The sequence below is a fragment of the Nocardioides sp. genome, assembly GCF_031397825.1.
Classification (GTDB): domain Bacteria; phylum Actinomycetota; class Actinomycetes; order Propionibacteriales; family Nocardioidaceae; genus Nocardioides.
In genome coordinates this window covers 1-24716 of the sequence record NZ_JANNML010000068.1, presented here as the reverse complement: position 1 = coordinate 24716, position 24716 = coordinate 1, and the positions used below count along the sequence as shown (strand labels likewise).

Below are 24716 nucleotides of genomic sequence, written 5' to 3'. Positions count from 1 at the left end.
GCGACCCCCGCGGCACAACACCCCCCACACGTCACCGCCCGACCGCCCAACCACCCCGCCGCCGTCGTACGACGACGCAGCGCCCGCCACCGTGAGGTGACGGGCGCTGCGGTGTCGGTCAGGCGCTGGGGTCAGCGACGACCGGAGCTGAACGACGCGGCGGTGTGGCTGCCGCCCGAGGACGAGCCGCCACGTGAGCGACCGCCGCCGGCGGGACGACCGCCGCCGGAGCGCTTGCCGCCCTGACCGGCCTGGCCACCCTGACCGCCGGACTTGGGCGAGGAGCCCTTGCCGCCGGTGGAGCCGCCGGAGCCGGGGGTGGAGGTCGAGTAGGACGACGGCGTGGACGAGCCACCCGAGCGACCGGAGCGACCGCGGTTGCGGCCACCACCGGAGGAGGCGGGGGCCGAGCCGCTGCGCTTGGTGCTGCGCTGACGACCGCTGGGACCCTCGCCCGAGGGGCGCGAGGTGCCGGCGGGCCGGTCGAGCTCGATGCCGCCGACGACGACGGTGCGCTCGCCAGGGGCGAGCGTGGTGAGCATCGGGTGGGAGGCGTTGTCGATGCGCGTGGTGGTCGGGTTGATCCCGGCCGCCCGCGTCAGCTGGCGCACATCGCGCACCTGGTCGTCGGTCATCAGGGTGATGACCGTGCCCGCGGCACCGGCGCGCGCCGTGCGGCCCGAGCGGTGGAGGTAGGCCTTGTGCTCCATGGGCGGGTCGGCGTGGACCACGAGGGCCACGTCGTCGACGTGGATGCCACGCGCGGCGATGTCGGTCGCGACCAGGGTCGTGGCCTTGCCGGAGTGGAACATCTCCATGTTGCGGGTGCGGGCGTTCTGGCTCAGGTTGCCGTGCAGGTCGACCGACGGGACGCCCGACTTGTTGAGCTGACGGGCCAGCGCCTTGGCGCCGTGCTTGGTGCGGGTGAAGACCACGGTGCGGCCGGGGGCGCTGGTCAGGTCGACCAGGACCGAGATCCGGTTCTCGCGGGCCACGTGCAGGACGTGGTGGTCCATCTTGGAGACCGGCGACTGCGCCGAGTCGGCCTCGTGCACCTTGGGCGAGTGCAGGAAGCGCTTGACCAGCACGTCGATGGCCTTGTCGAGCGTGGCCGAGAAGAGCATGCGCTGGCCCGACTGCGGGGTCTTGTCCATGATCCGGCGCACGGCGGGCAGGAAGCCGAGGTCGGCCATGTGGTCGGCCTCGTCGAGGATCGTGATCTCGACGCGGCCGAGGTCGCAGTGACCCTGCTGCATGAGGTCCTCGAGCCGACCGGGGCAGGCCACGACGATGTCGACGCCGCGCTTGAGGTTGGCGACCTGCGGGTTCTGGCCGACGCCACCGAAGATCGTCATGGCGTTGAGGCCGGCGGCGGAGGCCAGCGGCTGCAGGGCCGGGTGGATCTGGCCGACGAGCTCGCGGGTCGGGGCGAGGATGATCGCGCGGGGCATGCCCGAGACGCGGTTGCCCTGCTGCGCCGAGAGGCGCGCCACCAGCGGCAGCAGGAACGCGTAGGTCTTGCCGGAGCCGGTGCGGCCGCGGCCGAGCACGTCGCGCCCGGCCAGGGAGTCGGGGAGCGTCGCGGCCTGGATCGGCGTGGGCACGGTGATGCCCTGCTCGGTCAGGATCGCGACGAGGGAGGAGGGGACGCCGAGGTCGGCGAAAGATGCGGAGTTCACAGAAGAAGTCACTTACGTTGGTGTGTCTCACCAAGCCGTCCCGCCGGCGGCGGGGAAGAAGCATGTGCCTCACGAAGGAGGGGCGCAGCGAGACGCGAAGTTCCGATCTGCGCGGGAGCTCGAGGTAAGACTGGACGAGCTGCTGTTGCGAGCCTAGGGCACGCGCGCCCCCCGCCGTGAATTAGCAGCCATGCCTAGGGTGTGAACATGCCCACTGTCCTGGTCACCGGCGCCACCGGCTTCGTCGGCCGCCGTCTCGTGCCCGCCCTGATCGACGCCGGCCACGAGGTGCGCGCGATGACGCGTCGCCCTGCGTCGTACGACGGCCCCGGCACCGCCGTGGGTGCCGACGTCGACGACGCCTCCACCCTGGGCCCGGCCCTGGATGGCGTAGACGTCGCGATCTACCTCGTGCACTCCCTCGACGACGACGACTTCGAGCGCAAGGACGCGCAGGCCGCGACCGCCTTCGGCAAGGCTGCTGCCGACGCCGGCGTCCGCCAGATCGTCTACCTCGGCGGCCTCGGCGCGGACGGCGACGACCTGTCGGCGCACCTGCGCTCGCGCCGCGAGGTCGAGACGCTCCTCGGCGAGGCCGGCGTGCCCGTCACCGTGCTGCGCGCCGCGATCGTCGTCGGCGCCGGCGGCATCTCCTGGGAGATGACGCGCCAGCTGGTCAAGAACCTCCCGGCGATGGTCGTGCCCAAGTGGGCGGCGACCCGCACCCAGCCGGTCGGCATCGTCGACGTCGTGCGCTACCTCGCCGGCGTCGTGGACCACCCCGACGCGCTCGGCCGGGTCTTCGAGATCGGCGGTCCCGAGCAGCTGACCTACATCGAGATGCTCCAGCAGGCCGCCGAGGTCATGAACGGTCGCAAGGTCGCGGTCGTCAAGGTCCCCGTGCTGACGCCCAAGCTGTCGTCCTACTGGATCTCGTTCGTCACCAACGTCGACGTCACCACCGGTCGCAACCTCATCGACTCGATGGGCACCGAGGTGATCGTCACCGACGACGCCATCAAGGATGTCGTGACCGGCGAGCCGAGGACCTACGCCGACGCCGTGCGGCTGGCGATCAAGGAGTCGGGCCCGAAGGGGTCACGCGCCAAAAAGTAGGGGCAGCGCGAGGAGCATCGTCAGCGACCAGGTGCAGTGGGTCAGGATCGGCGCGAGGATCCCGCCTGACGCACGGCGCTGGAGCCCGACGACGGCGCCGAGCAGCAGGGCCGCGAAGGACAGCATGACGTTGCCGGTGGCCAGCGTCGCGACGAAGTAGGCGATCGTCGTCCACAGCACGGGGTGCCGGGTGATCGCGGCGTAGGCCGCACCGCGGAAGAACAGCTCCTCCGCGACCCCGTTGACCGCCGTGATGACCACCAGGATCGGCACCGACCCCTGGTCGGCGAAGTCCAGCACCGAGCTGACCTGGCGCTCCAGGAAGTCGATCTGGCGCACGACCAGGCCACCCACGACGAAGATGCCGGCGATCCCGAGGCCGATCACGATCGGGGTCACGATCGGCCGCACGTGGGCGTCGCGGTAGGTGATGCGCCCCAGGTGCAGCGGCCCGGAGGCGAAGGCGCCGATCGTCCACACGGCGGCGAGGGCGAGTGTCGCGCCGTAGAACGTGCTGCTGCCGGGCTCGATGCGGATCGAGAACCCGAGCACCACGGCACCGAGCAGCACGAAGGCGATCGTCACCAGCTGGCGACGCCTCAGGGCCTTCGGGGTCTCTCGGTGGTCGCGTGGGACGACGTCCCACAACGATCGCTCGAGCCAGGTCCGCACACAGATCACCCCTCGACCGAAACTTTACGGGCGAGGGGTGAACGGATGCTCAGGTGCCTACTTCTTGAACGCGTCCTTCACGTCCGAGGCTGCGTCCTTGACCTTCTCGACGCCGTCCTTGATCGAGGCAGAGGCCTGGTCGCCCTTGCCCTCGGCCTCGAGACGCTCGTTGCCGGTCGCCTTGCCGGTGCCTTCCTTGGCCTTGCCGGTGAGGTCCTCGGTCTTGTTGCTGATCTTGTCGCCCAGTCCCATGGTGTACCTCCGGTGTGAGTGCGTCAGGTGCTCCGACTGGAGCAGCCTCATGAGCACCGATACCCGCTGGTAGGCACGTTCACGCGTCAGTCGGCCTGAGAATCCGCCAAGAGATCGTGCCGGGGACCGCAGTCCTCGGCCGTACGCTGCACGCACCCGACCTTCGGGGCACCACCGAGCCCAGGACGGAGACCGGCATGGGTCTCTTCAAGACCAGCAGGACCCCGCAGGAGAAGGCGGACCGGGACACCCGGATCGCCTCGCGCACCGGCCACCAGAGCCTGGCCGAGCTCCAGGAGCAGCTCCGCGTGATCGGCGACCTCGGGCTCGACCTGGACGAGGCGGGCCGGAGCCCGGCCGTGCGGCAGAAGGTCGACGTCGCCACGCTGCTGCGGGCGCTCACGATCGCGACCGTCACCGCGGAGCAGGCGCTCGCGGAGGTCATCGCGCTGCGCAAGGAGCTCGCGGGCGACTGACGCGGGCCCCGGGACGTCATACGGATGGTGGAGTCGCAGACACAGTGGAGTCGCAGACACGGTCCGTATGACGTCCCGGCCGCTCGCTCGACGCCGGGCCCCGTCAGACCTGGACGGCGACCCCGCGCTCGATCAGCCCGTCGACGTCGGCGATGCCCCAGGCGGTGAGCGCGTCGCGGGTGTGCTGGCCGGCCTCGCGCGACGGCGGCAGGGTGAGGGTCGGCTCGGTGCGCGAGAAGCGCGGCGCGGGGACGGGCTGGACCATCCCGTCCTTCTCGACGAAGGTGCCGCGCGCCTTGAGGTGCGGGTGCTCGGCGGCCTCGCTGATCGGGATGATGCCGGCGACACACGCGTCGGTGCCCTCGAAGATCTCCACCCACTCCGCCTGCGTCTTGGAGGCGAAGGTCTCGGTGAGGACGGCGCGCATCTCGTCGTAGCGGTCGGGCTCGTGCTGGCCGGGGCAGGTGTCCTTGACGCCGAGGATGGTCACGAGCGCGTCGAAGAACTGCGGCTCGAGCGCGCCCACCGACAGGTGCTTGGCATCCGAGGTCTCGTAGATGTCGTAGAACGGGACGCCACCGTCGAGCAGGTTGGCGCCACGCTCCTCCGTGTAGCCGCCGCTCGCGACGAAGGCCGAGGTCATCGCGTTGAGGTGGGCGGTGCCGTCGACGATGGCCGCGTCGATGACCTGGCCCTTGCCGGAGAGCCTGGCCTCGAGGAGGGCGGCGAGGATGCCGATGACGAGGTACGTCGACCCGCCGCCGAAGTCGCCCAAGAGGTTGGTCGGGAAGTGCGGGCGGGCCTTGTCCTGCCCGAGACCGAAGAGCGCACCGGTGATGGCGATGTAGTTCATGTCGTGACCGGCGGCGGTGGCGAGCGGACCGGTCTGGCCCCAGCCGGTCATGCGGCCGTAGACGACCCGCTCGTTGACCGCGAAGCAGTCGTCGGGGCCGAGCCCGAGGCGCTCGGTGACCCCGGGGCGCATGCCCTCCACGACGACGTCCGCGTCCTTGACGAGCTCCAGGACCGTCGCGACCGCCTCGGGGTCCTTGAGGTTGAGCGCGACGCTGGGCCGACCGCGGTTGAGCAGCATCGTGGCGCCACCCGCGAGCATCTGCCCGCCCGGCCGCTCGATGCGGATCACGTCGGCGCCGAGGTCCGCGAGGATCATGCACGCGTGCGGCCCGGGGCCGATGCCGGCGATCTCGACGACCTTCACACCGCTCAGCGGCCCTGTCCCCGTGCCCAGCTCATACGTCATGGCGCCGATGATGACAGAGCCACTGTCAACGTCAACGGCTGGTCCGCGAGGTGACGCGGATGAGGCGTCAGCCCGGCAGCACGCGGCGCAGGAACTGGCGGGTGCGCTCCTCGCGGGGGTTGCTGAAGATCTCGGCGGGCGGCCCCTGCTCGAGGATCCGGCCCTCGGAGAGGAAGCAGACCGACGTGGCGACCTCGCGGGCGAAGCTCATCTCGTGGGTCGCGAGGACCATCGTGGTCCCGCGCTCGGCGAGCTGGCGCACGATGGTCAGCACCTCGCCGACCAGCTCGGGATCGAGCGCCGCGGTGATCTCGTCGAGCAGCAGCAGGTCGGGGCGCGTGCACAGCGCCCGGACCAGGGCGACGCGCTGCTGCTGGCCACCGGAGAGCCGGTCGGGGTGCTTGTCGACGTGGTCGGCCAGACCGAAGGTCGACAGCAGGTCGCGGGCGCGGTCCTCGGCCTCGCGCCTGGACAGGCCGTGGACCCGGCGCGGGGAGAGCGTGCAGTTGTCGAGCACGCTCAGGTGCGGGAAGAGGTTGTAGGCCTGGAAGACCATGCCGATGCGGCGGCGCACCTCGCGGGGGTCCACGCGCGGGTCGGAGATCTCGCGGCCGTCGAAGCGGATCACCCCGTCGTCGATGTCCTCCAGGAGGTCGATGCAGCGCAGCAGCGTCGACTTGCCCGACCCGGACGAGCCGATCAGGCAGATGACGTCGTGCGCGTCGACGTCGAGCGAGACGTCGTCGAGGACCACGCGGTCGCCGTAGGTCTTGCGGACGCCCTGGACCTCCAGCAGCGCGCTCATCGGGCACCTGCCCTCTCGCGCTCGGCGTAACGGCGCTGGAGCCAGTCGGTCAGGCGCGCCAGCGGCACGGTCATCACGACGAAGAAGCCGGCCACGACGACGAGCGGGGTGTAGTTGAAGTTGAAGTTGCCGTAGTCACGGGCGGCGAAGACCGCGTCGAAGACACCGGCTGCCGCGACGAGCGCCGTGTCCTTCTGGAGCGAGACGAAGTCGTTGAGCAGAGGGGGTACGACGCGGCGCACGGCCTGCGGCACCACGACGTGGCGCATCGTCTGGGCGCGGCTCAGGGCCAGCGCCTCGGCGCTCGCGATCTGGGAGGGGTGGATGGAGTCGATGCCGGAGCGGAAGACCTCGGCGACGTAGGCGCCGTAGGAGAGGACCAGCGCGACCCCGGCCCAGAAGAGACGGTCGGTGGGCAGCCCCTCGAGCCGCAGCGCCGGGACGCCGAAGGCGAGGAGGATCACCAGCAGGATCGTGGGGATCCCGCGGAAGACGTCGGTGTAGAGGGCGGCGAGCAGCCGCACGGGCACCAGCCACGCAGAGCGCGCCGTGCGCGCCAGCGCCACGGCGAGCGCGAGCACCAGGATCACCGGCTGGCAGATCAGGAAGAGCTTGACGTTGATCCAGAAGCCCTCGAGCACCGCGTCGAAGGACTCGCGGGCGTGGAAGCCGTTGAAGAAGAGCTCCTGCACGCTGGGCCAGCCCGGCGAGCCCGTGATCCCGACGCCGAGGCCGACGAACACCCCGGCGGTGACCACCGTGGCGATCAGCACCGAGCGGGCGCGCTGGCGCCGGCGGATCCGGCGTCGCTCCTGCTCCCGCTCGCTCGGGGACCAGGTGCTGCTCACGAGAGGGTCACGTGGAGGGTCACTGGAGCTCGGGGACGCTCACGACGTCGGAGAGCCACTGCTGCTCGAGCGCGTCGAGCGTGCCGTCCTCGTCGAGCGCCTCCAGCGCGCCGTCGACGCAGTCGACCAGCGGGCTGCCCTTCTCGAAGAGCATCCCGAACTCCTCCTCGTCGCCGTCCTCGACCTGGAACTGACCGATGATCGCGCTGTCGGGGATCTCCACTGCGGAGATGTAGAACGCGGTGGGGAGGTCGGCGAGGATGCCGTCGACCTGGCCGTTGAGCAGGGCCTGCTTGGCGGCGTTGGTGTCCTCGAAGACGGCCGGGTCGTTGGCCGGGTTGATGACCTCGCGGATCGCGGTGAGCGAGGTGGTGCCGGTCTGGGCGCCGAGGTTGTAGTCGGCCAGGTCGGCGATGCTCGTGACCTCGGAGACCGGTGAGCCCTTGAGCGCGATGACGGCCTGCGCCGCGGAGTAGTAGCCCTCGGAGAAGTCGACGACCTCGGCGCGGGCCGGCGTGATCGAGATCTGGTTGATGTCGAAGTCGAACTTCTTCGGGCCCGGCGCGTAGGACGTGTTGAAGGGGACGGTCACCCAGGTCACCTGGTCGGCGGCGAAGCCGAGCTGCTCGGCCACGGCATAGGCGACCGCGGACTCGTAGCCCTTGCCGTTGGTCGGGTCGTTGTCGGTGAACCACGGCTCGTAGGCCGGCGAGTCCGTGCCGATCGTCAGCGTGCCCGCCTCGAGCGTCGGCAGCGACTCGGTCGCGCACGGGTCAGCGGCCTCGGTCTCGCCGGCGTCCGACGACGCCGAGCCGCTGCCCGACGGGGTCTCGGTCGCCGTCTCCTCGTCATCGACCGGCGCGCAGGCGACGGCGGCGAGGGCCAGGAGGGGCAGGGTCGCGATGGTGGTGCGGCGCAGACGCATGTGCGAATCGTAGGGCCAGCCTCAGGAGGCGTGGTGCTGTTCGTGCATCTGGTGGACCACCCGGTGACGCTCGCCACGTCAGGCTTGCAACGAGTTGCATAGGTCTGTCACCCTGGCTCCATGGCCCTCGACCACGCCCTCCTCGTCGCGCTGCGCGAGAAGCCCGGCTCCGGGCTCGAGCTGGCCAAGCGCTTCTCCCGGTCGATCGGCTACTTCTGGCCGGCCACGCACCAGCAGATCTACAAGGTGCTGGGCCGCATGGAGGCCGAGGGCTGGGTCTCGGTCGCCGAGGTGGCCCAGACCGGCAAGCCCGCCAAGAAGGTCTACGACGTGACACCGGCGGGCGCCGACGTGCTGGCCGCGTGGCTCGCCGAGCCGACCGACACCCACACCATGCGCAGCGAGCTGGCGGTGAAGCTCCGTGGCGCCTCCTTCGGCGACCGCGCGGCGGTGCTCGACGTCGTCCGCGCCAACCTCGCCGACCACCACGTCCGGCTGGACCACTACCGCCAGCTGATGAAGCGCGACTACACCGACGGGCCCGCCGACCTGGCGGGGCTCGAGCTCGACCAGTACCTCGTGCTGCGCGGTGGCATCCGCGTCGAGGAGTTCTGGATCGAGTGGCTGACCGAATACCTGGAGGCACACGCATGACCGACTACCCCCACCTGCTCAGCCCGATCACGCTCGGCCCGCTCGAGCTGCGCAACCGGGTCGTCATGGGCTCGATGCACACCGGGCTCGAGGACAGCCGGCGCGACCTGCCGGCCCTGGCGGCCTACTTCGCCGAGCGGGCCCGCGGCGGGGTCGGCCTGATCGTGACCGGTGGCTACGCACCCAACAAGCGCGGCTGGCTCAAGCCCTTCGCCTCCGAGATGACCACCCGCCTCCAGGCGATGCGGCACCGCGACGTGACCGGCGCGGTGCACGACGAGGGTGGCGCGATCGCCCTGCAGGTGCTGCACGCGGGGCGCTACGGCTACCACCCGTTCAGCGTCTCGGCCTCCGCCACCAAGAGCCCGATCACCCCCTTCAAGCCGAGCGCCCTGTCGACGAAGGCCGTGGACCGCACGGCGACCGACTTCGCGAGGTCCGTGGCGCTCGCGGTGAAGGCCAGCTACGACGCGGTCGAGATCATGGGGTCCGAGGGCTACCTGATCAACCAGTTCCTCGCCGAGCGCACCAACCAGCGCACCGACGCCTGGGGCGGCAGCGCCACCAACCGGATGCGCTTCCCGCTCGAGGTCGTGCGGCGCTCGCGCGAGCTGGTCGGCGCCGACTTCCCGATCATGTACCGCATCTCGCTGCTCGACCTCGTCGAGGGCGGGCAGACCTGGGACGAGATCACCGAGCTCGCCCACGGCCTCGAGGAGGCCGGCGTGACCGTCCTCAACACCGGCATCGGCTGGCACGAGGCGCGCGTCCCCACGATCATCACCCAGGTCCCGCGCGGCGCCTGGCGCTCGGCGACCGCCCGCCTCAAGGCCGAGGTCTCCGTGCCGGTCTGCGCGTCCAACCGCATCAACACCCCTGAGCTGGCCGAGTCGATCCTCGCCGCGGGCGAGGCCGACCTGGTCTCGATGGCCCGGCCGCTGCTGGCCGACGCGTTCTTCGTGAACAAGGCCGCCGAGGGTCGCGCCGACGAGATCAACACCTGCATCGGCTGCAACCAGGCCTGCCTCGACCACGTGTTCAAGAATCGCAAGGCCAGCTGCCTGGTCAACCCGCGCGCCTGCCGCGAGACCACGCTGGTGCTGGGCCCGACCAAGCGCGCGGCGACGGTCGCCGTCGTCGGCGCCGGCCCCGCCGGGCTGGCGTCCGCCGTGTCCGCGGCCGAGCGCGGCTTCGACGTGACGCTGCTCGAGAAGTCGTCGTCGCTCGGCGGCCAGTTCCGTCTCGCGATGGCCGTGCCCGGCAAGGAGGACTTCGCCGACACGCTGCGCTACTACGCGCGCCGGCTCGAGGTGCTCGGGGTGACCGTCCGCCTCGGCGAGGAGGCGACGGCGGCCGACCTCGCGTCGTACGACGAGGTGGTGGTCGCCACCGGCGTCGTGCCGCGGGTGCCGGACTTCGCCGGGGTCGACCACCCCAAGGTCGTCTCCTACGCCGACGTGCTGTCCGGGGCGGTCGTGCCCGGGCGTCGGGTGGCCGTCGTCGGCGCGGGCGGCATCGGCGTCGACGTGAGCGTGTGGCTGACCCACGACCCGTCTGAGGACCTCGACGACTGGATGTCGCACTGGGGCGTCGGCGACCCGTCGCTGCACGCCGGCGGGCTGACCGAGAAGAAGCCGCGCACGCCGCTGCGCGAGGTCACGCTGATCCAGCGCAAGACCACGCCGATCGGCGTCGACCTGGGCAAGACGTCGGGCTGGGCGCACCGGGCGGTGCTGAAGCAGTCGGGCGTCGCGCAGGTGCGGGGGGCGACGTACGACCTGGTCGACGACGCCGGGCTGCACGTCACCGTCGACGGCGTCTCGCAGGTCATCGACGTCGACCACGTCGTGCTCTGCGCGGGGCAGGAGTCGGTGCGCTCGCTCTACGACGACCTCGTGCTCGCAGGTGCCTCCGTGCACCTGGTCGGCGGCGCCGACGTGGCGGCCGAGCTCGACGCCAAGCGGGCGATCGAGCAGGGCACGCGCGTGGCCGCCGGGCTCTGACCGAGCCTCGGCGGGCTCTGGCGGCTAGCGTCGGCGACATGATCCGTGACCTGACCGACGACGAAGCCCGCCGCGGCCTGGTGCTCAAGTGGGGCACCGTCGACCCCGACGTGATCCCGGCCTGGGTGGCCGAGATGGACTACGCGCTGGCCCCGCCGGTCATGGCCGCGCTGCAGGAGGCCGTCGCGGCGGGCGTCACCGGCTATCCCCGGTTCGAGACCGGAGGCGGCGAGCTCGGTGAGGCGTACGCCGGGTGGTCGGCGCGGCAGTTCGGCCACCGGGTCGACCCGGGGCAGGTCGTGCCGGTGGTGGACGTGACGGCCGGCGTGCGCGTGGCGCTCGACGTGCTGTCGGAGCCGGGGCCGATGGTGATGCCCGGGCCGGCGTACTCCCCCCAGCTCGACGTCGCCCAGGTCACCGGCCGGGAGCGGGTCGACCTGCTCGTCGACCCCGACGCACCGCGCGCCGAGATCGACCTCGACCGGCTCGAGCGGGCCTTCGCCGACGGCGCCCGCACGCTGCTGCTCACCCAGCCGCACAACCCGTGGGGTCGTGTCTTCACGCGCGCCGAGCTCGAGGGGATCCGTGACGTCGTGCTGCGTCACGGGGCCCGGGTCGTCTCCGACGAGATCCACGCGCCGCTGGTCCTGGCCGGCGCCGAGCACGTGCCCTACCTGTCGATCGAGGGGACCGCCGACCACGCGGTCGCGGTCGTCGCGGCGTCCAAGGCCTTCAACACCGCGGGACTGCGCTGCGCCCAGATCGTCAGTGCCGACCCGGCCACGCACCGGCGGCTGACCGACGTGCCGATGGTGCGCAACGACTCCTGGTCGCCCCTGGGCGTGATCGCGGCCGTCGCGGCCTACACCGAGGGCGACGCGTGGCTCGACGCCCTGCGCGCGCGGCTGAGCGAGCAGCGCGACCTGCTCGCGCGGCTGCTGTCGGAGCACCTGCCCGAGGCCCGGATGCGGCCCCTCGAGGCGACGTACCTCTCCTGGATCGACCTGCGCGCCTACGGCCACGACGACCCGGCCACCGTCGCCCTGGAGCGGGGACGGGTGCAGCTGGCCGCCGGTCACGACTACCAGCCGGGGCTCACCGGGCACGTGCGGCTCAACATCGCGACGTCGCCCGAGCGGCTGACCGCGATCGTTCACCGCCTGGCCACCGCCCTGACGCCTGGCACCACCGGCAACTCCTAGGGTGAGCGCGTGAAGATCACCGTCATCGGTTGCGGCTACCTCGGCGCGACGCACGCCGCCTGCATGGCCGAGCTCGGGCACGACGTGCTCGGCGTCGAGGTCGACCAGCGCAAGCGCGACCTCCTGACCGCGGGCAGGGTCCCGTTCTACGAGCCCGGGCTCGAGGACCTGCTGGCCAAGCACGTGGCCTCGGGGCGGCTGCGCTTCACCGACTCGATGGCCGACGCCGCGGCCTTCGCCGACCTGCACTTCGTCTGCGTCGGCACCCCGCAGCTGCCCTCCTCGATGGGCGCCGACGTGTCCTTCGTCGAGGCGGCCGTCACCGGCCTCGCGCCCCACCTGACGCGCCCCGCCACCGTCGTCGGCAAGTCGACCGTGCCGGTCGGGACGGCGAAGCGGATGGCTGCGGCCCTCGCCGACCTCGCCCCGGTCGGCGCGGAGGCGGAGCTGGTGTGGAACCCGGAGTTCCTCCGCGAGGGCTTCGCGGTCAAGGACACCCTCGAGCCCGACCGGATCGTGCTCGGGGTCGCCTCCGAGCGCGCGGAGCAGGCGATGCGCGACTTCTACGCCCCGATCCTCGAGACCGGGACGCCGCTGATCGTGACCGACTACGCCACGGCCGAGCTGGTGAAGGTGTCCGCCAACGCCTTCCTCGCCACGAAGATCTCCTTCATCAACGCCGTCTCCGAGGTCTGCGAGGCGGCCGGGGCCGATGTCGTCGACCTCGCCGACGCGATCGGGCACGACGCCCGGATCGGGCGCCGCTTCCTCAACGCCGGGATCGGCTTCGGCGGCGGCTGCCTGCCCAAGGACATCCGAGCGTTCGTGCACCGGGCCGGCGAGCTCGGGGTCGAGGACGCGATGACGTTCCTGCGCCAGGTCGACGACATCAACCAGCGCCAGCGCTCCCGCGTCGCCCAGATCGCGACCGCCATGCTCGGCGGCAGCGTCACCCGCGCCCGGATCGGCGTGTGGGGCGCGGCCTTCAAGCCCGACAGCGACGACGTGCGCGACTCCCCCGCCCTCTCGATCGCGGGCAAGCTGCACCTGCGTGGCGCGCACGTCACCGTCTACGACCCGCAGGCCACCGAGACCGCGCGGGCGATGTTCCCCACGCTCGCCTACGCGGGCTCGGCCATCGAGGCCGCGCAGGACGCCGACCTGCTGCTGCACCTGACGGAGTGGCCGGAGTTCCGCACCGTCGACGTGGCCGCCGTCGGTGACGTCGCACGGCGCAAGCAGGTCCTCGACGGACGCAACCTGCTCGACCTCGAGGCCTGGCGGGCGGGCGGCTGGACGGCACGGGGGCTGGGTCGACGCTAGGCGACGCCGCCACGGCCGACGGTGCCAGGTCCTCTCACCGACAGACCCCCTCGCCCACTAGCGAGAGGGGGCCACGTGGCCCCCTCTCACTAGCGTGGAAGGAGCACCCCAAGAACGGCTGGGTCCAGTCCGACGTAGGTGCCACCCGACCTGGGTACCGTCCGACCATGCGCATCTTCTTCACCGGCGGCAGCGGCAAGGCCGGTCAGCACGTGGCGCCCTACCTCGCCTCGCAGGGCCACCACGTCACCAACGCCGACCTCGCTCCCCTGGGCCACCCCGACGTCGCCGACCTCCGCGTCGACCTGACCGACGCCGGCGAGACCTACTCGGCGCTCGCCGGGCTCGCCACCGCGGCCGAGCTCGACCTGCCCGAGCAGCCGTCGTACGACGCGGTCGTGCACTTCGCCGCCGTGCCTGCGATCCTCCTGAAGGCGGACAGCGCGACCTACGCGACCAACGTCCTCAGCACCTACCACGTCCTCGAGGCGGCGACCCGGCTCGGCGTACGCAAGGTCGTCTTCGCCTCGTCCGAGACGACCTACGGGATCTGCTTCGCGCAGGGCGAGCGGCGTCCGCTCTACGTGCCGGTCGACGAGGAGCACCCGACCGTCCCCGAGGACTCCTATGCGATGTCGAAGGTGGCAGGCGAGGTGACAGCGAGGTCGTTCCAGGCCCGCACCGGAGCCGACGTCTACGGCCTGCGGATCAACAACGTGATCGAGCCGCACGAGTACGCCGAGAAGTTCCCGGCCTTCCTCGCCGACCCGGCGCTGCGACGACGCAACGTCTTCGCCTACATCGACGTGCGCGACCTGGGCACGATGGTGGAGCGCTGCCTGGAGACCGATGGGCTGGGCTACGAGGTGTTCAACGTCGCCAACGCCGACCTGTCCGTGGCCGCGACGACCCAGGAGGTGCGGGAGCGGTTCTACGACGGGGTCGAGGTGCGGCGCGAGATGGGCCGCGACGAGACGTTCTACGCCATCGACAAGGCGCGCGAGCTCCTCGGCTGGACGCCGACGCACTCCTGGCGCGACGTGCTGGCCGACCCCGGCGCCTGACGGTCGGGCCGAACCGTCACGACGACGACACCGGCAGCACGCAGAACTCGTTGCCGGACGGGTCGAGGTAGGTCCGCCACGGCAGCTCGCCCCACTGCGCCGGCAGCTGGCGCCCGCCCCGCGCCGTGATCGCGGCCGCGACCTCGTCGGCGTCCTCGCCCGGCTCGAGGCGCAGGTCGAGGTGCATGCGGTTCTTGGACGCGCCCTTGGGGGTCTCCTCCGGGCACAGCTCGAGGAGCGGGCCGAGCAGCGACGGGTGGCGCAGGGAGCGGGGGGCGAGACCGGCCACGTCGGTCCAGCCGGTCAGCCAGGACCAGAAGTCCGCGTCCCGGTCCGGGTCGGCGGAGTCCAGCGGGAGCGCGGCGATCGGCCCCGTGCCGTCGTACGACGCCCGCTCCTCCATCACGCACAGGGCGTTGCCCTCGGGGTCGGCGAGCACGACCCAGGGCGCGTCGCGCTGACCGATGTCGAGGTGGCGGGCGCCCAGCCCCAGCAGCCGCTCGACGACCTCGGCCTGGCGCGGGCCGCCGAGCAGGTCGGGGTGCAGACGCGGCGCCTCGGAGGGCGGCTCGGGGACCGGTTGGAAGCACAGGTCGAGCCAGGGCCCGCCCTCGATGCTCAGCCGCGTCTCGAAGATGCCCGGTGCGTCGGTGAGGGTCTCACCGCCGATCACCGTCTCCCAGAAGCGGCCCAGCCGCTGGGGCTCGACGGCGTCGATGACGAGGTTCTCCAGCTGCATGGCACCACCGTAAGGTCCCCGCCCGCCGGGAGCACCGAACCCCGGGACCATCGGCGGCAGCGGAGGGACCTTGGCCTCCTGACGCGGATCCGTGCCCGGCGATGTCATGAGGCATGGACCGCACCAGCGCACTGGACTCGGCATTCCTGCACGTGGAGGACGCACACTCGTCCCTGCACATCGCGAGCCTCGGCATCTTCGAGGGACCCGCGCCGAGCCAGGACGAGGTGGTGACCGCGATCGAGCGCAAGCTGCCGGCCGTCCCCCGGCTGCGCCAGCGGCTGCGCGCCGTGCCGCTGGCCGCCGGTCGGCCGGTGTGGGCCGACGATCCGGACTTCCGCATCGAGCACCACCTCAGCCGCCTGCGCGTGCCCGCCCCGGGGGGCGAGGCGGAGCTGCGCGAGGTGGCGGGCGTCGTGCTCTCCGAGGCCCTCCCCCACGACCGCCCGCTGTGGGAGGACGTCGTCATCGAGGGGCTCGAGGACGGCCGTTGGGCGCTGCTCACCAAGGTGCACCACACGATGGCCGACGGGATCGCCGGCACGGACCTGCTGGCCACGATCCTCGACCAGGCACCGGAGGGACCCGACCCCGCCCACGACCCCCCGCAGGAGTGGGCGCCGGCCCGACCGCCGGGCCCGGCACGGCTGGTCGCCGACGCGGTGCGCGAGCAGGCGGTGCTCCGGTCCCAGGAGCTGCGGGGCCTGCCGGGAGCCGTCGGCGCCGCGCTGGGGCACCCGGTCACGACGGCCCGCGCGGCCGGGGCCATCGGTCAGGGCGTCCTCGGCTTCGCGCGCGCGGTGGTGCCGACGACACCGACCTCGCTCGTGGGCTCACTGGGCCGCGACCGCGACTTCCGCTGGACCCGCATCAGCCTCGCCGACGTCCTGCTGGTCCGCGAACGCCTCGGCGGCACGGTCAACGACGTCGTGCTGGCAGCCGTCACGCAGGGCTTCCGTGACCTGGAGCTGACCCGCGGGCTGGGTGCGGAGCCCGACAGCGTCCGCTGCCTCGTCCCCGTCTCGGTCCGCCGACCGTCCTCGAGCACCCTCGACAACGAGGTCTCGGCGCTGCTGCTCACCCTGCCGGTCGAGCTCGAGGACCCGCGCGACCGCTTCTACGAGGTCGCCGCCCGCACGCTGGCCCTCAAGGAGTCGCACGAGGCCCAGGCGGGTCAGTGGGCGCTCGCGGTCGCCGATGCGCTGCCCCCGCCCGCGGTGGCGGCCTTCCTGCACCTCGCGTTCCGGGTGCCGCACCGCAACCTCACCACCGTCGTCACCAACGTCCCGGGTCCGCGCACGACGCTCTACCTCGCGGGACGACGGATGCTCGCGACCTATCCCTACGTGCCGATCGCCGACCGGCTGAGGATCGGCGTCGCGGTCACGTCGTACGGCGAGGACCTCCTCCTCGGCATCACCACCGACCGGGACTCGACCCACGACGCCGACGTCCTCCTCGCCGGACTCCGGTCCGGCTTCGACGACCTGCTCGCGGTCGCCAGCTCGCGTCGCCCCCGCCAGGAGTCCCGATGACGCGCTACCCGATGGCCCCCGCCGACGCCGCCTGGCTCCGGATGGACCGTCCGACCAACCTGATGGTCGTCACCTCGGTGATGTGGTTCGACGAGGTGCTGGACTGGACGGCGCTGCGAGCGCTGATCCAGCACCGGATGATCGACCGGTTCCCGCGCTTCCGACAGCGCGTCGTGCACGAGCACGGCCGCTACTCCTGGGAGGACGTGGAGGGGTTCGACCTCGAGGAGCACCTCCACCACGTCCGTCTCGCCGCCCCGCGCGGGCGTGAGCAGCTCCAGGAGCTCACCAGCGGCCTGGTCAGCGTGCCGCTGGACCACGACCGCCCGCTGTGGGACCTCTACCTGGTGGACGGCTACGGCTCCGGCTGCGCCGCGGTCTTCCGGATGCACCACGCCATCGCCGACGGGATCGCGCTGGCCAGGATGCTGATGTCGCTGACCGAGGACCCCGAGGTCGAGCCGGTGGCGGTGAGGGCGGCCGAGGCCGCCGGTGACGCCTCCAGCAGCCCCCTCGCCGACGTGGTCGCGCACGAGCTGCTCGAGGCGCTCGTGCACCCGCAGCGGCTCGCGGCCCTGGCGGCGCGGCCGGGCCGCGTCCTGGACCTCGCGCGCACCGCGCTGGCGGATGCGGAGGCCCTGGCGCAGCTCACCGTGATGCCCGCCGACCGGCAGACCGCGCTGCGGGGGGTCGCCGGGGTGCGCAAGAGCGTGACCTGGTCACCACCCGTCCCGCTCGACAGCCTGCGCGACGCCGCCCACCTCTCCGGCACCACCGTCAACGACGTCCTCCTCGCTGCGGTCGCGGGAGCCCTGCGGGCGCACCTGGTCCGACGACGCAGCCCGGTCCACGACGTCCGCGCGATCGTCCCGTTCAACCTCAGGCCACTGGACCAGCCGCTGCCCGCCGAGCTCGGCAACAAGTTCGGCCTGGTCTACGTCCCGCTCCCGCTGAGCACCCCGGACCGGCACGAGAGGTTGCAGGAGATGGCCCGCCGGACCCGACGCGTGAAGGACTCGGCCCAGGGGCTGGTCGCGTTCGGCATCCTCGAGCTGGTCGGTCGCGCGCCCCAGCTCGTCGAGGACCTCGCGATCGACGTCTTCGCCTCCAAGGGCACCGGCGTCATGACCAACGTCCCCGGACCCCGGAGCCCGGTGACACTGGCGGGGACCCGCCTGGCCGGGACCATCGGCTGGGGACCCACCTCGGGCGACCTCGCCCTGGGGGTCGCGATGTTCAGCTATGCGGGCACGGTCACCATCGGGCTCTGCGTCGACGCCGACCTGGTCCCCGACGTCGAGCTGCTGCTCGCCGACCTGCTCACCGAGCTCGACGCGCTGATCACCCCTGCCCTCGCCGCGCCGTAGGATCCTGGCGCCCTAGTCTGCTCAGGTGCCGCTGCCCCAGGATCGTCGTCTCGGGATCCTGCTCCTCGGCGTCGCCGCCGGGACCAACATCCCGACACCACTGCTGCTGATCTACCGCGACGAGCTGGACATGTCGTCCACGTCGCTGACCGCGCTCTTCGGGGTCTACGCGCTGGGACTGGTGCCGGCACTCAGCCTGGCCGGACCCGCCGCAGACCGCTGGGGGCGGCGACGCGTCGTGCTCCCCACGGCGATCCTGTCGGCGCTGGCCTCGCTGCTCTTCGTCACCGCCACCGCCAGCGAGCCCCTGCTCTTCGTGGTGCGCTTCCTCCAGGGCGCGGGCGCCGGCGCGGTCTTCAGCATCGGCAGCGCGTGGCTCGTCGAGACCGCGCACCGGGCGGGTCGCACGTCGGGCGCCCGGACCGCCGCGGTGACGATGACCGGCGGCTTCGCGATCGGGCCGGTCGTGGCCGGGCTGATCGGTGAGTGGGGGCCGTGGCCGCTGGTGCTGCCCTACCTGCTGCACGCGGCGTTCCTGCTGCTGACGGTGGCCGTCGCCTGGACCGTCGAGGAGACGCTGCTGACGCCCCGGGTGCGGATGGTCGGCGCGGGCCGCGGGCCGCTGCGGGCCGGCACGGCTCGCACGGCGCTGCTGGTGATCGCCCCGCTGGCGGTCTGCGTCTATGCCTTCCCCGCGAGCGCGGTGGGTGGCATCCCGGTGCTGATCGGCTTCCCGGTCGCCCCGGTGGCGCTCACCGGGCTGCTCGCCGGGATGACCCTGGGCATGGGGGCGCTGGCCGCTCCGCTCCAGGGCCGCCTGGGAGCTCGGACCGCGCCGGTGGCCGCTGCCTGCGGGGCCGTGGGCTATGCGGCGACCGCGGCCGCGGCCGCCGTACCGGCACTGCTGCTGCTCGCCGTGCCGGCCGCCTGCCTGCTCGGGGCCGGGGGCGGCCTGGCGCTCGCCAGCGGGCTGTCCCGCCTGCCGCACGTGGCCGCCGACGGCCGCCTGGGGACGGTGTCCGCGGCCTACTACGGCTTCGCCTACCTCGGCTTCGCGACGCCGTTGCTGCTCGCGTCGTTCTCGGCGTACGTCGACGTGGCGGCGCTGCTGGCCGGCCTCGCGGTCGTGTGCACCCTGCTCACCGCGCAGCAGGCGCGCGCCCGGCTCTGAGCCGGCGTCCGGGGTCGGGGGCGGGGTCGGGGTCGGGGTCGGGGTCGGGGTCGGGGTCGAGCATCAGGTCGTGTGCCGCACGCAGCGGAGGAGCGCGGTGTCAGGCACACGACCCGTGCGCTGGCTCGAGCCGGGGACCTGAGTCGAGGCCGAGCAACGAGTCGTGTGCCGCTCGCGGCGTCTGGACGCGGTGCCCGACACACGACCCGCTCGCGGCCACCATCCGCCCCCTTCCAGCCGCGAGGAGCGCGGTCACACCGATGAGCGCTCGAGTCCTGGAAGGACCCACGAGGAGCCTTGCCACGTGGTGAGGCTGCACCCGGAGGGCAACGAGTCCGCGTGGCTGAGCGCGGCGCTGCCGGGAGCAGCGCCGTTGCCTGGTGTGTCGGTGGCCGGTGTCAGGATCGCGTCATGACCCAGCTCGCTTTGATCATCCGGCACCAGACCCGACCAGGCATGAGGGACGACGTCCGCACAGTCTGGGAGGCCCACATGGCGCCCGCCGTCGACGCCAACCCCGGCCACCTCGCCTACTTCTTCTGCTTCGACGACACCGATCCCGACTCGATCAGCGCCTTCCAGGTCTACGACAGCACCGAGTCGTCCCAACGCTTCCTGGAGACCGACGCCTACGCCGACTACCTGCGCGACGTCGAGCCGCTGCTGTCCGGTCCGCCGCAGGTCACCCCGCTGACGCCTGTCTGGACCAAGCAGGCCTAGCGACCTGCCCACGTCGTGGCCGGCCCGACCGGCAGGCTCATGTCACCTGCCGCGCCCGCGCCCACCCCCTGCGCCTGGGGGGTGCACGCGCGACCGATCCGGCTCAGCCGTCAGACGGAGGCCACAAGGGGCGCGACCTCGGTGCCGAGCAGCTCGATGCCCCGCAGCAGGTCGGCGTGCGCGAGGCGCGGGTTGGTCATCTGGAGCGAGAGCCGGTCGACACCGCCGAGCTGCTCCGAGACGCGGCGGATCTTGTCGGCCACGGTCTGCGGGTCGCCCATGAAGAACGCGCCGTTCTCGCCCGCGGTCGCGTCGAACCGCGCCCGGGTCGGCGGCGGGAAGCCGCGCTCGCGGGAGACCTTGGTGAACATCTCCTCCCAGCCCGGGTAGATCGTGTCGGCGGCGGCCTTGGTCGACTCGCCGACGAAGCCGAAGACGTGCAGCCCGACCTGGAGCTTCTCGGGGGCGTGCCCGGCCTCGGCGCCGGCGCGGCGGTAGAGGTCGACGAGCGGGGCGAACTGGCGCGGCTCTCCACCGATGATCGCGATCATCAGCGGCAGCCCGAGGAGGCCGGCGCGGACGAAGGACTCGGGGGTGCCACCGACGCCGACCCAGATCGGCAGCGGGTCCTGCAGCGGGCGCGGGTAGACGCTCTGACGCACCATCGGCGGGCGGTGCCGGCCCGACCAGGTGACCTCGGTGTGGTCGCGGATCTGCAGCAGCAGGTCGAGCTTCTCGCTGAAGAGCGAGTCGTAGTCGGCCAGGTCGAGCCCGAAGAGCGGGAACGCCTCGGTGAAGGAGCCGCGGCCGACGACGAGGTCGATGCGACCCTTCGAGATCAGGTCGAGGGTGGCGAACTGCTGGAAGACGCGCACCGGGTCGGCCGCGCTGAGCACCGCCACGGCGCTGCCCAGGCGGATCCGCTCGGTGCGGGCAGCAGCGGCGGCGAGGATGACCGGCGGCGCGGAGTCGTAGTACTCGCTGCGGTGGTGCTCACCGATGCCGAAGGAGTAGAGCCCGACCTGGTCGGCGAGGGTGATCTCCTCGAGCAGGTGCTCCATCCGCTCGGCGGCGCCGATCACGTGGCCGGTGGTCGGGTCGGTGACGGTCGAGACGAAGCTGTCGACGCCTACGTGCATGGGAGTGCCTCTCGTGGATGTTGGTGACGTGTCAACCAGTCCGGGGCGTCACGCATTCCGCTCGCCGCGCAGGCCCTCGGCGAGCTCGGCCAGCGCGGCGTCGAGGGTCACCTGCGGCGTCCACCCCCAGGCGTGCGCCCGGGCCGAGACGATCTGCCCGGTCCAGGCCTGACCCTCCTCCCACACGGGCTCGACGCCGACCGCGGAGGTCACCGCGGCGTGGTAGTCGCGGTTGGTCGCCGGGGCGGCCGCGACGTTGACCGGTGTGCAGCCACCGGCCACGGGGCCGGACCCGGGCTCCTCGCCGGTCGCCACCCTGCCGGTCGCCACGTCGGCGACGAAGCGGGCCAGGTCGTCGACATGCACCCATGAGAAGGTCTGCTCCGGCACCGTGTGACGAGCGCGCTCGTCGTCACGCACGGCGGACGGTCGCAGCGTGTTCCACACCGAGGACTCCCCCGGGCCGAGGATCGCCGGCGGCCGCACCAGCACGCGGGTGATCCCGTGGACCTCGGCGAGCGCCGCGTCGGTGTCACGCTTGGTCACGGGGTAGTCACCGCCGTCGTCCCCCACCAGCGGCGAGGACTCGTCGACGTCGCCGACACCCGGCGAGCGGTCGTAGACGGCGGCGGTCGAGACGTGAAGGAAGCGGTCGACCCCGGCCGCGGCGGCGGCCCGGGCGATCACCGGCGTGCCCTCGACCCCGACCTCGCGCTGGTGCGCAAGCGGGCTGCCCATCGGGTGCACGGTCGTCACGACCGCCGTGGCACCGGCCACGACGTCGGCCGCGAACGCCGGGTCCGGGAAGTCGCCGACCCGCTCCTCGACGCCGGGGAGCGTCGGCGCGGTGCCTGCCCGTCGTACGACGGCACGCACGGTGGCGCCCCGGTCGACCAACGCGGCGACGGTCGCGGCACCGACGAGGCCGTTGGCGCCGGTGACCACGACGATGGGGGACGGGACTGCTGGTGTCTCGGTCATGCCCGCCACGATGCCAGGCCGGTCCAGATCGGCTCGACCGGGCAGGCGGGGTAGTCCCTCACGTTCTTGCGACGATCTGCGCCACGGGAGGACGGGGACGTTAGGGACTACCCCGACCCGTCAGTCCGTCGCGAAGTGCTGGTAGTCGGGCGCGGCCCAGGTCCCGCCCCACGTCCAGCCGACGCGGGCGAAGGCGCGGGTGACGGCGTCGCCGACCCGGATCACCCCGGGGACGGCGCGGGCACCGGCACTGCGGTCGACGTCGACGAAGCTCCGCCCCGCCGGCGGGAGCACCCCGTCGCTCAGGACATAGGGGTTCTGCACCGGGTTGAGGTCGATGGCCCGACCGTAGGCATGGTCGGAGAGGGCGCTCTGCCCGGCCACCGTGCGGCAGTTGTAGGCCGAGGTGTTGTTGGCGGCCATCGACCGGTCGTCGTCACCGTCGTAGGCGTCGACCAGCCGCATCCGCTGGAGCGGGAAGCTCGCGCGGTAGAGGGCGGCGAAGACGCCGACCACGTCGCGGGCCACGTCGGCGTGGACGACCATCGCGCCGGGGTGCGCGCGGCCGTCGAACCCGACGTAGGACAGACGGAGCAGCCGCAGGTCCCGCCACGGGACCGGGCAGGTGGCGGGGTCGTGGCTGCTGCCCGTCATCCGGGCGCGCAGCGCAGGTCCGACCGGACGCACCTGCGACGCGAAGGCCGGCAGGTCGCGACCGGAGCCGGTGTCCGCGGTGGCGCCGACGGGCCCTGGTCCCGGCGCGAGCCCGGTGCAGCCGCGCAGCGCGCGCCAGTCCTCCACGTCCTGCTCCCCGCCGCGGCCGGTGACCGGCTGCGGCCCGCCGCCCCGGGGCGGGATCAGGCCGGGGCGCCACTCGTCGCCCACGACCTCGCCGCCACCCTCTCCCGCACGCACGGTCAGGCGCAGGACGCCGGTCTCGGCCTGGTTGCCGTGGTACCAGTAGAAGTTGCCCAGGCCATAGCTCACGTAGGTGCTGTCCAGCATCCCCGCGCCGAGCAGCACGTGGGCGTGGGTGCCCACGATGACGTCGGCCCCGGTGTCGGCCAGGTTGCGGGCCAGCTGGCGCTGGTCGGCGGTCGGGCAGGCGCCGTACTCCTCGCCCCAGTGCACGTAGACGACGACCACGTCGCCCCTGGCCGCGGAGGCGCGCACGGCATCGAGGAGCTGAGGGGCGAGCGGGCTGCGCGCCGACGCGATGCCCGGGCCGGACACCGGGCCGACCGCCCACGTCGGCTCGGCGCTCTCGCGCGCGGACGCGTCGGCGGCATGGACGGCGACGGTGGTGCCGCGCACGGTCACACGGTGCGGCGCGAAGGCCTGGCGGCTCGTGATGCCGACCCCGACGACCGCGACGGGGCTCTGCTCTGCGATGCGGACCGACTCGCGGATGCCCCGCAGCCCGTAGTCGGCGCCGTGGTTGTTGGCGATCGACGCCACGTCGACGCCCGACCGGTCGAGGACGTCGAGGGCCGCGGCGTCGCTGCGGAACCAGTAGCGGCTGCCGGCGTCCTCCAGCTCCTTGTGCGCCGGTGTGCCGGCAGATGCCAGGGCGCTCTCGAGGTTGACGACCGCGAGGTCGGCGCTGCGCAGGTCGCGCGACATGCGTCCGAGCGTCGAGCGCCGCTGGTCCGGGATGTCGGTGAACGCGCCCTCGAAGTGGATGTCACCGGCGAAGGCGAGGGTGACCGTCCCCCTCGATCGGGCGGGGGCCGGGGAGGAGGATGCCGGCGCTGCTGCGCTGCCACCCGGCGCGCCCGCCTGGGGTGCTCGGTCGGCGCTGCACGGGCCGTCCTGGAAGGCGCTGAGGAGCACGAAGACCAGCGCGACGACGAGCAGCAACGCCACGCCTGCCCCGAGTTGGTGTCGCATCAGCTCCCCGTCTGCCGGGCTCCCTGAGAAGAGTCCTGGCATCTACAGTGACGCGCCGGACCAAGCCCGTGTCACGGCGGCGAGGCAACCGGTGTGCCGCGCCGCGCGTCGTACGACGTGTCCGACCGACCCAGGAGGCCCCGATGTCCGCTCGCTCCCGCTCCTCGCTCGCCCCCCTGCTCGCGACCGGCCTGCTCGCGCTCGGAATGCTCAGCGGATGCTCCGACGACGCGGCCGACCGTGCCGTCGACCCGTCCGCCGACCGGCCCGAGGAGCTGGCCGCCCACGACGGCGAGGTGTGTCCCGCCGAGCTGCCCGAGGCGGACGACGAGCACGGCTTCGGCACGCGCGAGCCCGCCGACTCCGCCCCGTCGCTCGAGACACCTGAGTCGGCCTGGGTCTGCGTCTACAACGCGGTCGACGTGGCCGGCGAGGGGGCGGAGGGGGCGTCGTACGCGTGGGTGCGCCGCGGAGAGGCCACCGCCGTGCCCGACACCGCGCTGGGCGACCTGGCCGCTGACCTGGATGCCCTCGAGCCGGCCGCCGACCACCGGATGTGCACCGCCGACCTCGGGCCGCGCTGGATGCTCGTCACCGTCGTCGGTGGCGACCTGACCGGCGTGGTCGTCGACGGCTTCGGCTGCGGGGAGGTGCGGCTGACCGACGAGCCGTTCACGACCGTGCCGGGCGAGGCCTCGGCCTCCGGCACCGTCCCCGGGGTCCTGACCGGCCCGGACGGCCTGCTGCCGGCGCTCCAGGCCATGGCGGGCTGATCCGCGTACGCCGAGTAGGCGCGATGTTGCACCGCGGGCGCCGAGTCGGCGGGGTGTTGCACCCCGCTCCAGCCACCTTGCGCCGACGCGGCCCGCGCACCGCAACATAGCGGCGGCGCGG

The 24716-nt window shown here is 72.7% G+C and carries 23 protein-coding genes; 12 read left to right on the top strand and 11 right to left on the bottom strand.

Features of this window, described 5'->3' with window-relative positions; genetic code table 11:
• Positions 1-131: 131 nt before the first annotated feature.
• A complete protein-coding gene (locus RMN98_RS05600) occupies positions 132-1679 on the bottom strand; it encodes a DEAD/DEAH box helicase (RefSeq protein WP_309647819.1) in 1548 nt (515 codons plus the stop codon).
• Between the two features lie 207 nt (positions 1680-1886).
• Between RMN98_RS05600 and RMN98_RS05595 the strand changes: the two genes are divergently transcribed.
• Positions 1887-2795: an NAD(P)H-binding protein gene (locus RMN98_RS05595; RefSeq protein ID WP_309647818.1), complete on the top strand. Its 909-nt coding sequence runs from the start codon at positions 1887-1889 to the stop codon at positions 2793-2795.
• Here the strand turns inward: RMN98_RS05595 and RMN98_RS05590 are convergent.
• Complete coding sequence (locus tag RMN98_RS05590; RefSeq protein ID WP_309647817.1) at positions 2778-3380, bottom strand: CPBP family intramembrane glutamic endopeptidase; 603 nt, start codon at positions 3378-3380, stop codon at positions 2778-2780. The two genes, RMN98_RS05595 and RMN98_RS05590, sit on opposite strands and share 18 nt — an antisense overlap.
• 144 nt (positions 3381-3524) lie before the next feature.
• Positions 3525-3719: a CsbD family protein gene (locus tag RMN98_RS05585; protein WP_309647816.1), complete on the bottom strand. Its 195-nt coding sequence runs from the start codon at positions 3717-3719 to the stop codon at positions 3525-3527.
• Between the two features lie 197 nt (positions 3720-3916).
• On the opposite strand from RMN98_RS05585, the gene RMN98_RS05580 reads away from it, so the two are divergent.
• Positions 3917-4195 (top strand): hypothetical protein, encoded by a 279-nt coding sequence (locus RMN98_RS05580; RefSeq protein WP_309647815.1) that lies wholly within the window; start codon positions 3917-3919, stop codon positions 4193-4195.
• Between the two features lie 103 nt (positions 4196-4298).
• Here RMN98_RS05580 and RMN98_RS05575 read toward each other — a convergent pair whose 3' ends face one another.
• From RMN98_RS05575 to RMN98_RS05560, 4 genes are all read right to left on the bottom strand, one after another.
• Positions 4299-5456, bottom strand: a complete 1158-nt coding sequence (locus RMN98_RS05575) for a CaiB/BaiF CoA-transferase family protein (protein ID WP_309647814.1) — start codon at positions 5454-5456, stop codon at positions 4299-4301.
• A gap of 67 nt (positions 5457-5523) precedes the next feature.
• A complete protein-coding gene (locus tag RMN98_RS05570; protein ID WP_309647813.1) occupies positions 5524-6261 on the bottom strand; it encodes an amino acid ABC transporter ATP-binding protein in 738 nt (245 codons plus the stop codon).
• Positions 6258-7109 carry an amino acid ABC transporter permease gene (locus RMN98_RS05565; protein WP_309647812.1) on the bottom strand — a complete coding sequence of 284 codons (852 nt, stop codon included), beginning with the start codon at positions 7107-7109 and terminating at the stop codon, positions 6258-6260. Before RMN98_RS05565 ends, RMN98_RS05570 begins: the two co-directional genes overlap by 4 nt.
• Before the next feature lie 19 nt (positions 7110-7128).
• On the bottom strand, positions 7129-8034 hold the full coding sequence (locus RMN98_RS05560) for an ABC transporter substrate-binding protein (RefSeq protein ID WP_309647811.1): 906 nt from the start codon (positions 8032-8034) through the stop codon (positions 7129-7131).
• Between the two features lie 120 nt (positions 8035-8154).
• Between RMN98_RS05560 and RMN98_RS05555 the strand changes: the two genes are divergently transcribed.
• From RMN98_RS05555 to RMN98_RS05535, 5 genes are all read left to right on the top strand, one after another.
• Positions 8155-8688 carry a PadR family transcriptional regulator gene (locus RMN98_RS05555; protein WP_309647810.1) on the top strand — a complete coding sequence of 178 codons (534 nt, stop codon included), beginning with the start codon at positions 8155-8157 and terminating at the stop codon, positions 8686-8688.
• Positions 8685-10691 (top strand): NADPH-dependent 2,4-dienoyl-CoA reductase, encoded by a 2007-nt coding sequence (locus RMN98_RS05550; RefSeq protein ID WP_309647809.1) that lies wholly within the window; start codon positions 8685-8687, stop codon positions 10689-10691. The genes RMN98_RS05555 and RMN98_RS05550 overlap by 4 nt, the downstream gene beginning before the upstream one ends.
• 38 nt (positions 10692-10729) lie before the next feature.
• The gene (locus RMN98_RS05545) at positions 10730-11893 is read left to right on the top strand and encodes an aminotransferase class I/II-fold pyridoxal phosphate-dependent enzyme (protein ID WP_309647808.1); all 1164 of its coding nucleotides are present in this window, start codon (positions 10730-10732) and stop codon (positions 11891-11893) included.
• Between the two features lie 9 nt (positions 11894-11902).
• Positions 11903-13216: a UDP-glucose/GDP-mannose dehydrogenase family protein gene (locus RMN98_RS05540; RefSeq protein ID WP_309647807.1), complete on the top strand. Its 1314-nt coding sequence runs from the start codon at positions 11903-11905 to the stop codon at positions 13214-13216.
• A gap of 167 nt (positions 13217-13383) precedes the next feature.
• The gene (locus RMN98_RS05535) at positions 13384-14280 is read left to right on the top strand and encodes an NAD(P)-dependent oxidoreductase (RefSeq protein WP_309647806.1); all 897 of its coding nucleotides are present in this window, start codon (positions 13384-13386) and stop codon (positions 14278-14280) included.
• Between the two features lie 16 nt (positions 14281-14296).
• On the opposite strand, the gene RMN98_RS05530 is transcribed toward RMN98_RS05535, so the two are convergent.
• Positions 14297-15019: a VOC family protein gene (locus RMN98_RS05530; protein ID WP_309647805.1), complete on the bottom strand. Its 723-nt coding sequence runs from the start codon at positions 15017-15019 to the stop codon at positions 14297-14299.
• 113 nt (positions 15020-15132) lie between these two features.
• On the opposite strand from RMN98_RS05530, the gene RMN98_RS05525 reads away from it, so the two are divergent.
• The 4 genes from RMN98_RS05525 to RMN98_RS05510 all read left to right on the top strand — a co-directional run bounded on the left by RMN98_RS05525 (position 15133) and on the right by RMN98_RS05510 (position 19812).
• Complete coding sequence (locus RMN98_RS05525) at positions 15133-16554, top strand: wax ester/triacylglycerol synthase family O-acyltransferase (RefSeq protein WP_309647804.1); 1422 nt, start codon at positions 15133-15135, stop codon at positions 16552-16554.
• Positions 16551-17921, top strand: coding sequence for a wax ester/triacylglycerol synthase family O-acyltransferase (locus RMN98_RS05520; RefSeq protein ID WP_309647803.1), 1371 nt, complete (start codon positions 16551-16553; stop codon positions 17919-17921). Before RMN98_RS05525 ends, RMN98_RS05520 begins: the two co-directional genes overlap by 4 nt.
• A gap of 25 nt (positions 17922-17946) precedes the next feature.
• Positions 17947-19092 carry an MFS transporter gene (locus tag RMN98_RS05515; RefSeq protein ID WP_309647802.1) on the top strand — a complete coding sequence of 382 codons (1146 nt, stop codon included), beginning with the start codon at positions 17947-17949 and terminating at the stop codon, positions 19090-19092.
• Positions 19093-19503: 411 nt separating this feature from the next.
• On the top strand, positions 19504-19812 hold the full coding sequence (locus RMN98_RS05510; protein WP_309647801.1) for an antibiotic biosynthesis monooxygenase: 309 nt from the start codon (positions 19504-19506) through the stop codon (positions 19810-19812).
• A 110-nt stretch (positions 19813-19922) separates the two neighbouring features.
• Here the strand turns inward: RMN98_RS05510 and RMN98_RS05505 are convergent, their stop codons facing one another.
• The 3 genes from RMN98_RS05505 to RMN98_RS05495 form a co-directional block, all read right to left on the bottom strand.
• Positions 19923-20951: an LLM class flavin-dependent oxidoreductase gene (locus tag RMN98_RS05505; RefSeq protein WP_309647800.1), complete on the bottom strand. Its 1029-nt coding sequence runs from the start codon at positions 20949-20951 to the stop codon at positions 19923-19925.
• Positions 20952-20999: 48 nt separating this feature from the next.
• A complete protein-coding gene (locus tag RMN98_RS05500) occupies positions 21000-21932 on the bottom strand; it encodes an NAD(P)-dependent oxidoreductase (RefSeq protein ID WP_309647799.1) in 933 nt (310 codons plus the stop codon).
• A gap of 120 nt (positions 21933-22052) precedes the next feature.
• A complete protein-coding gene (locus RMN98_RS05495) occupies positions 22053-23822 on the bottom strand; it encodes a CapA family protein (RefSeq protein WP_309647798.1) in 1770 nt (589 codons plus the stop codon).
• A 143-nt stretch (positions 23823-23965) separates the two neighbouring features.
• On the opposite strand from RMN98_RS05495, the gene RMN98_RS05490 reads away from it, so the two are divergent.
• Entirely contained in the window at positions 23966-24595 is a 630-nt protein-coding gene (locus RMN98_RS05490) for a hypothetical protein (RefSeq protein WP_309647797.1), read from the top strand.
• Positions 24596-24716 lie beyond the last annotated feature (121 nt).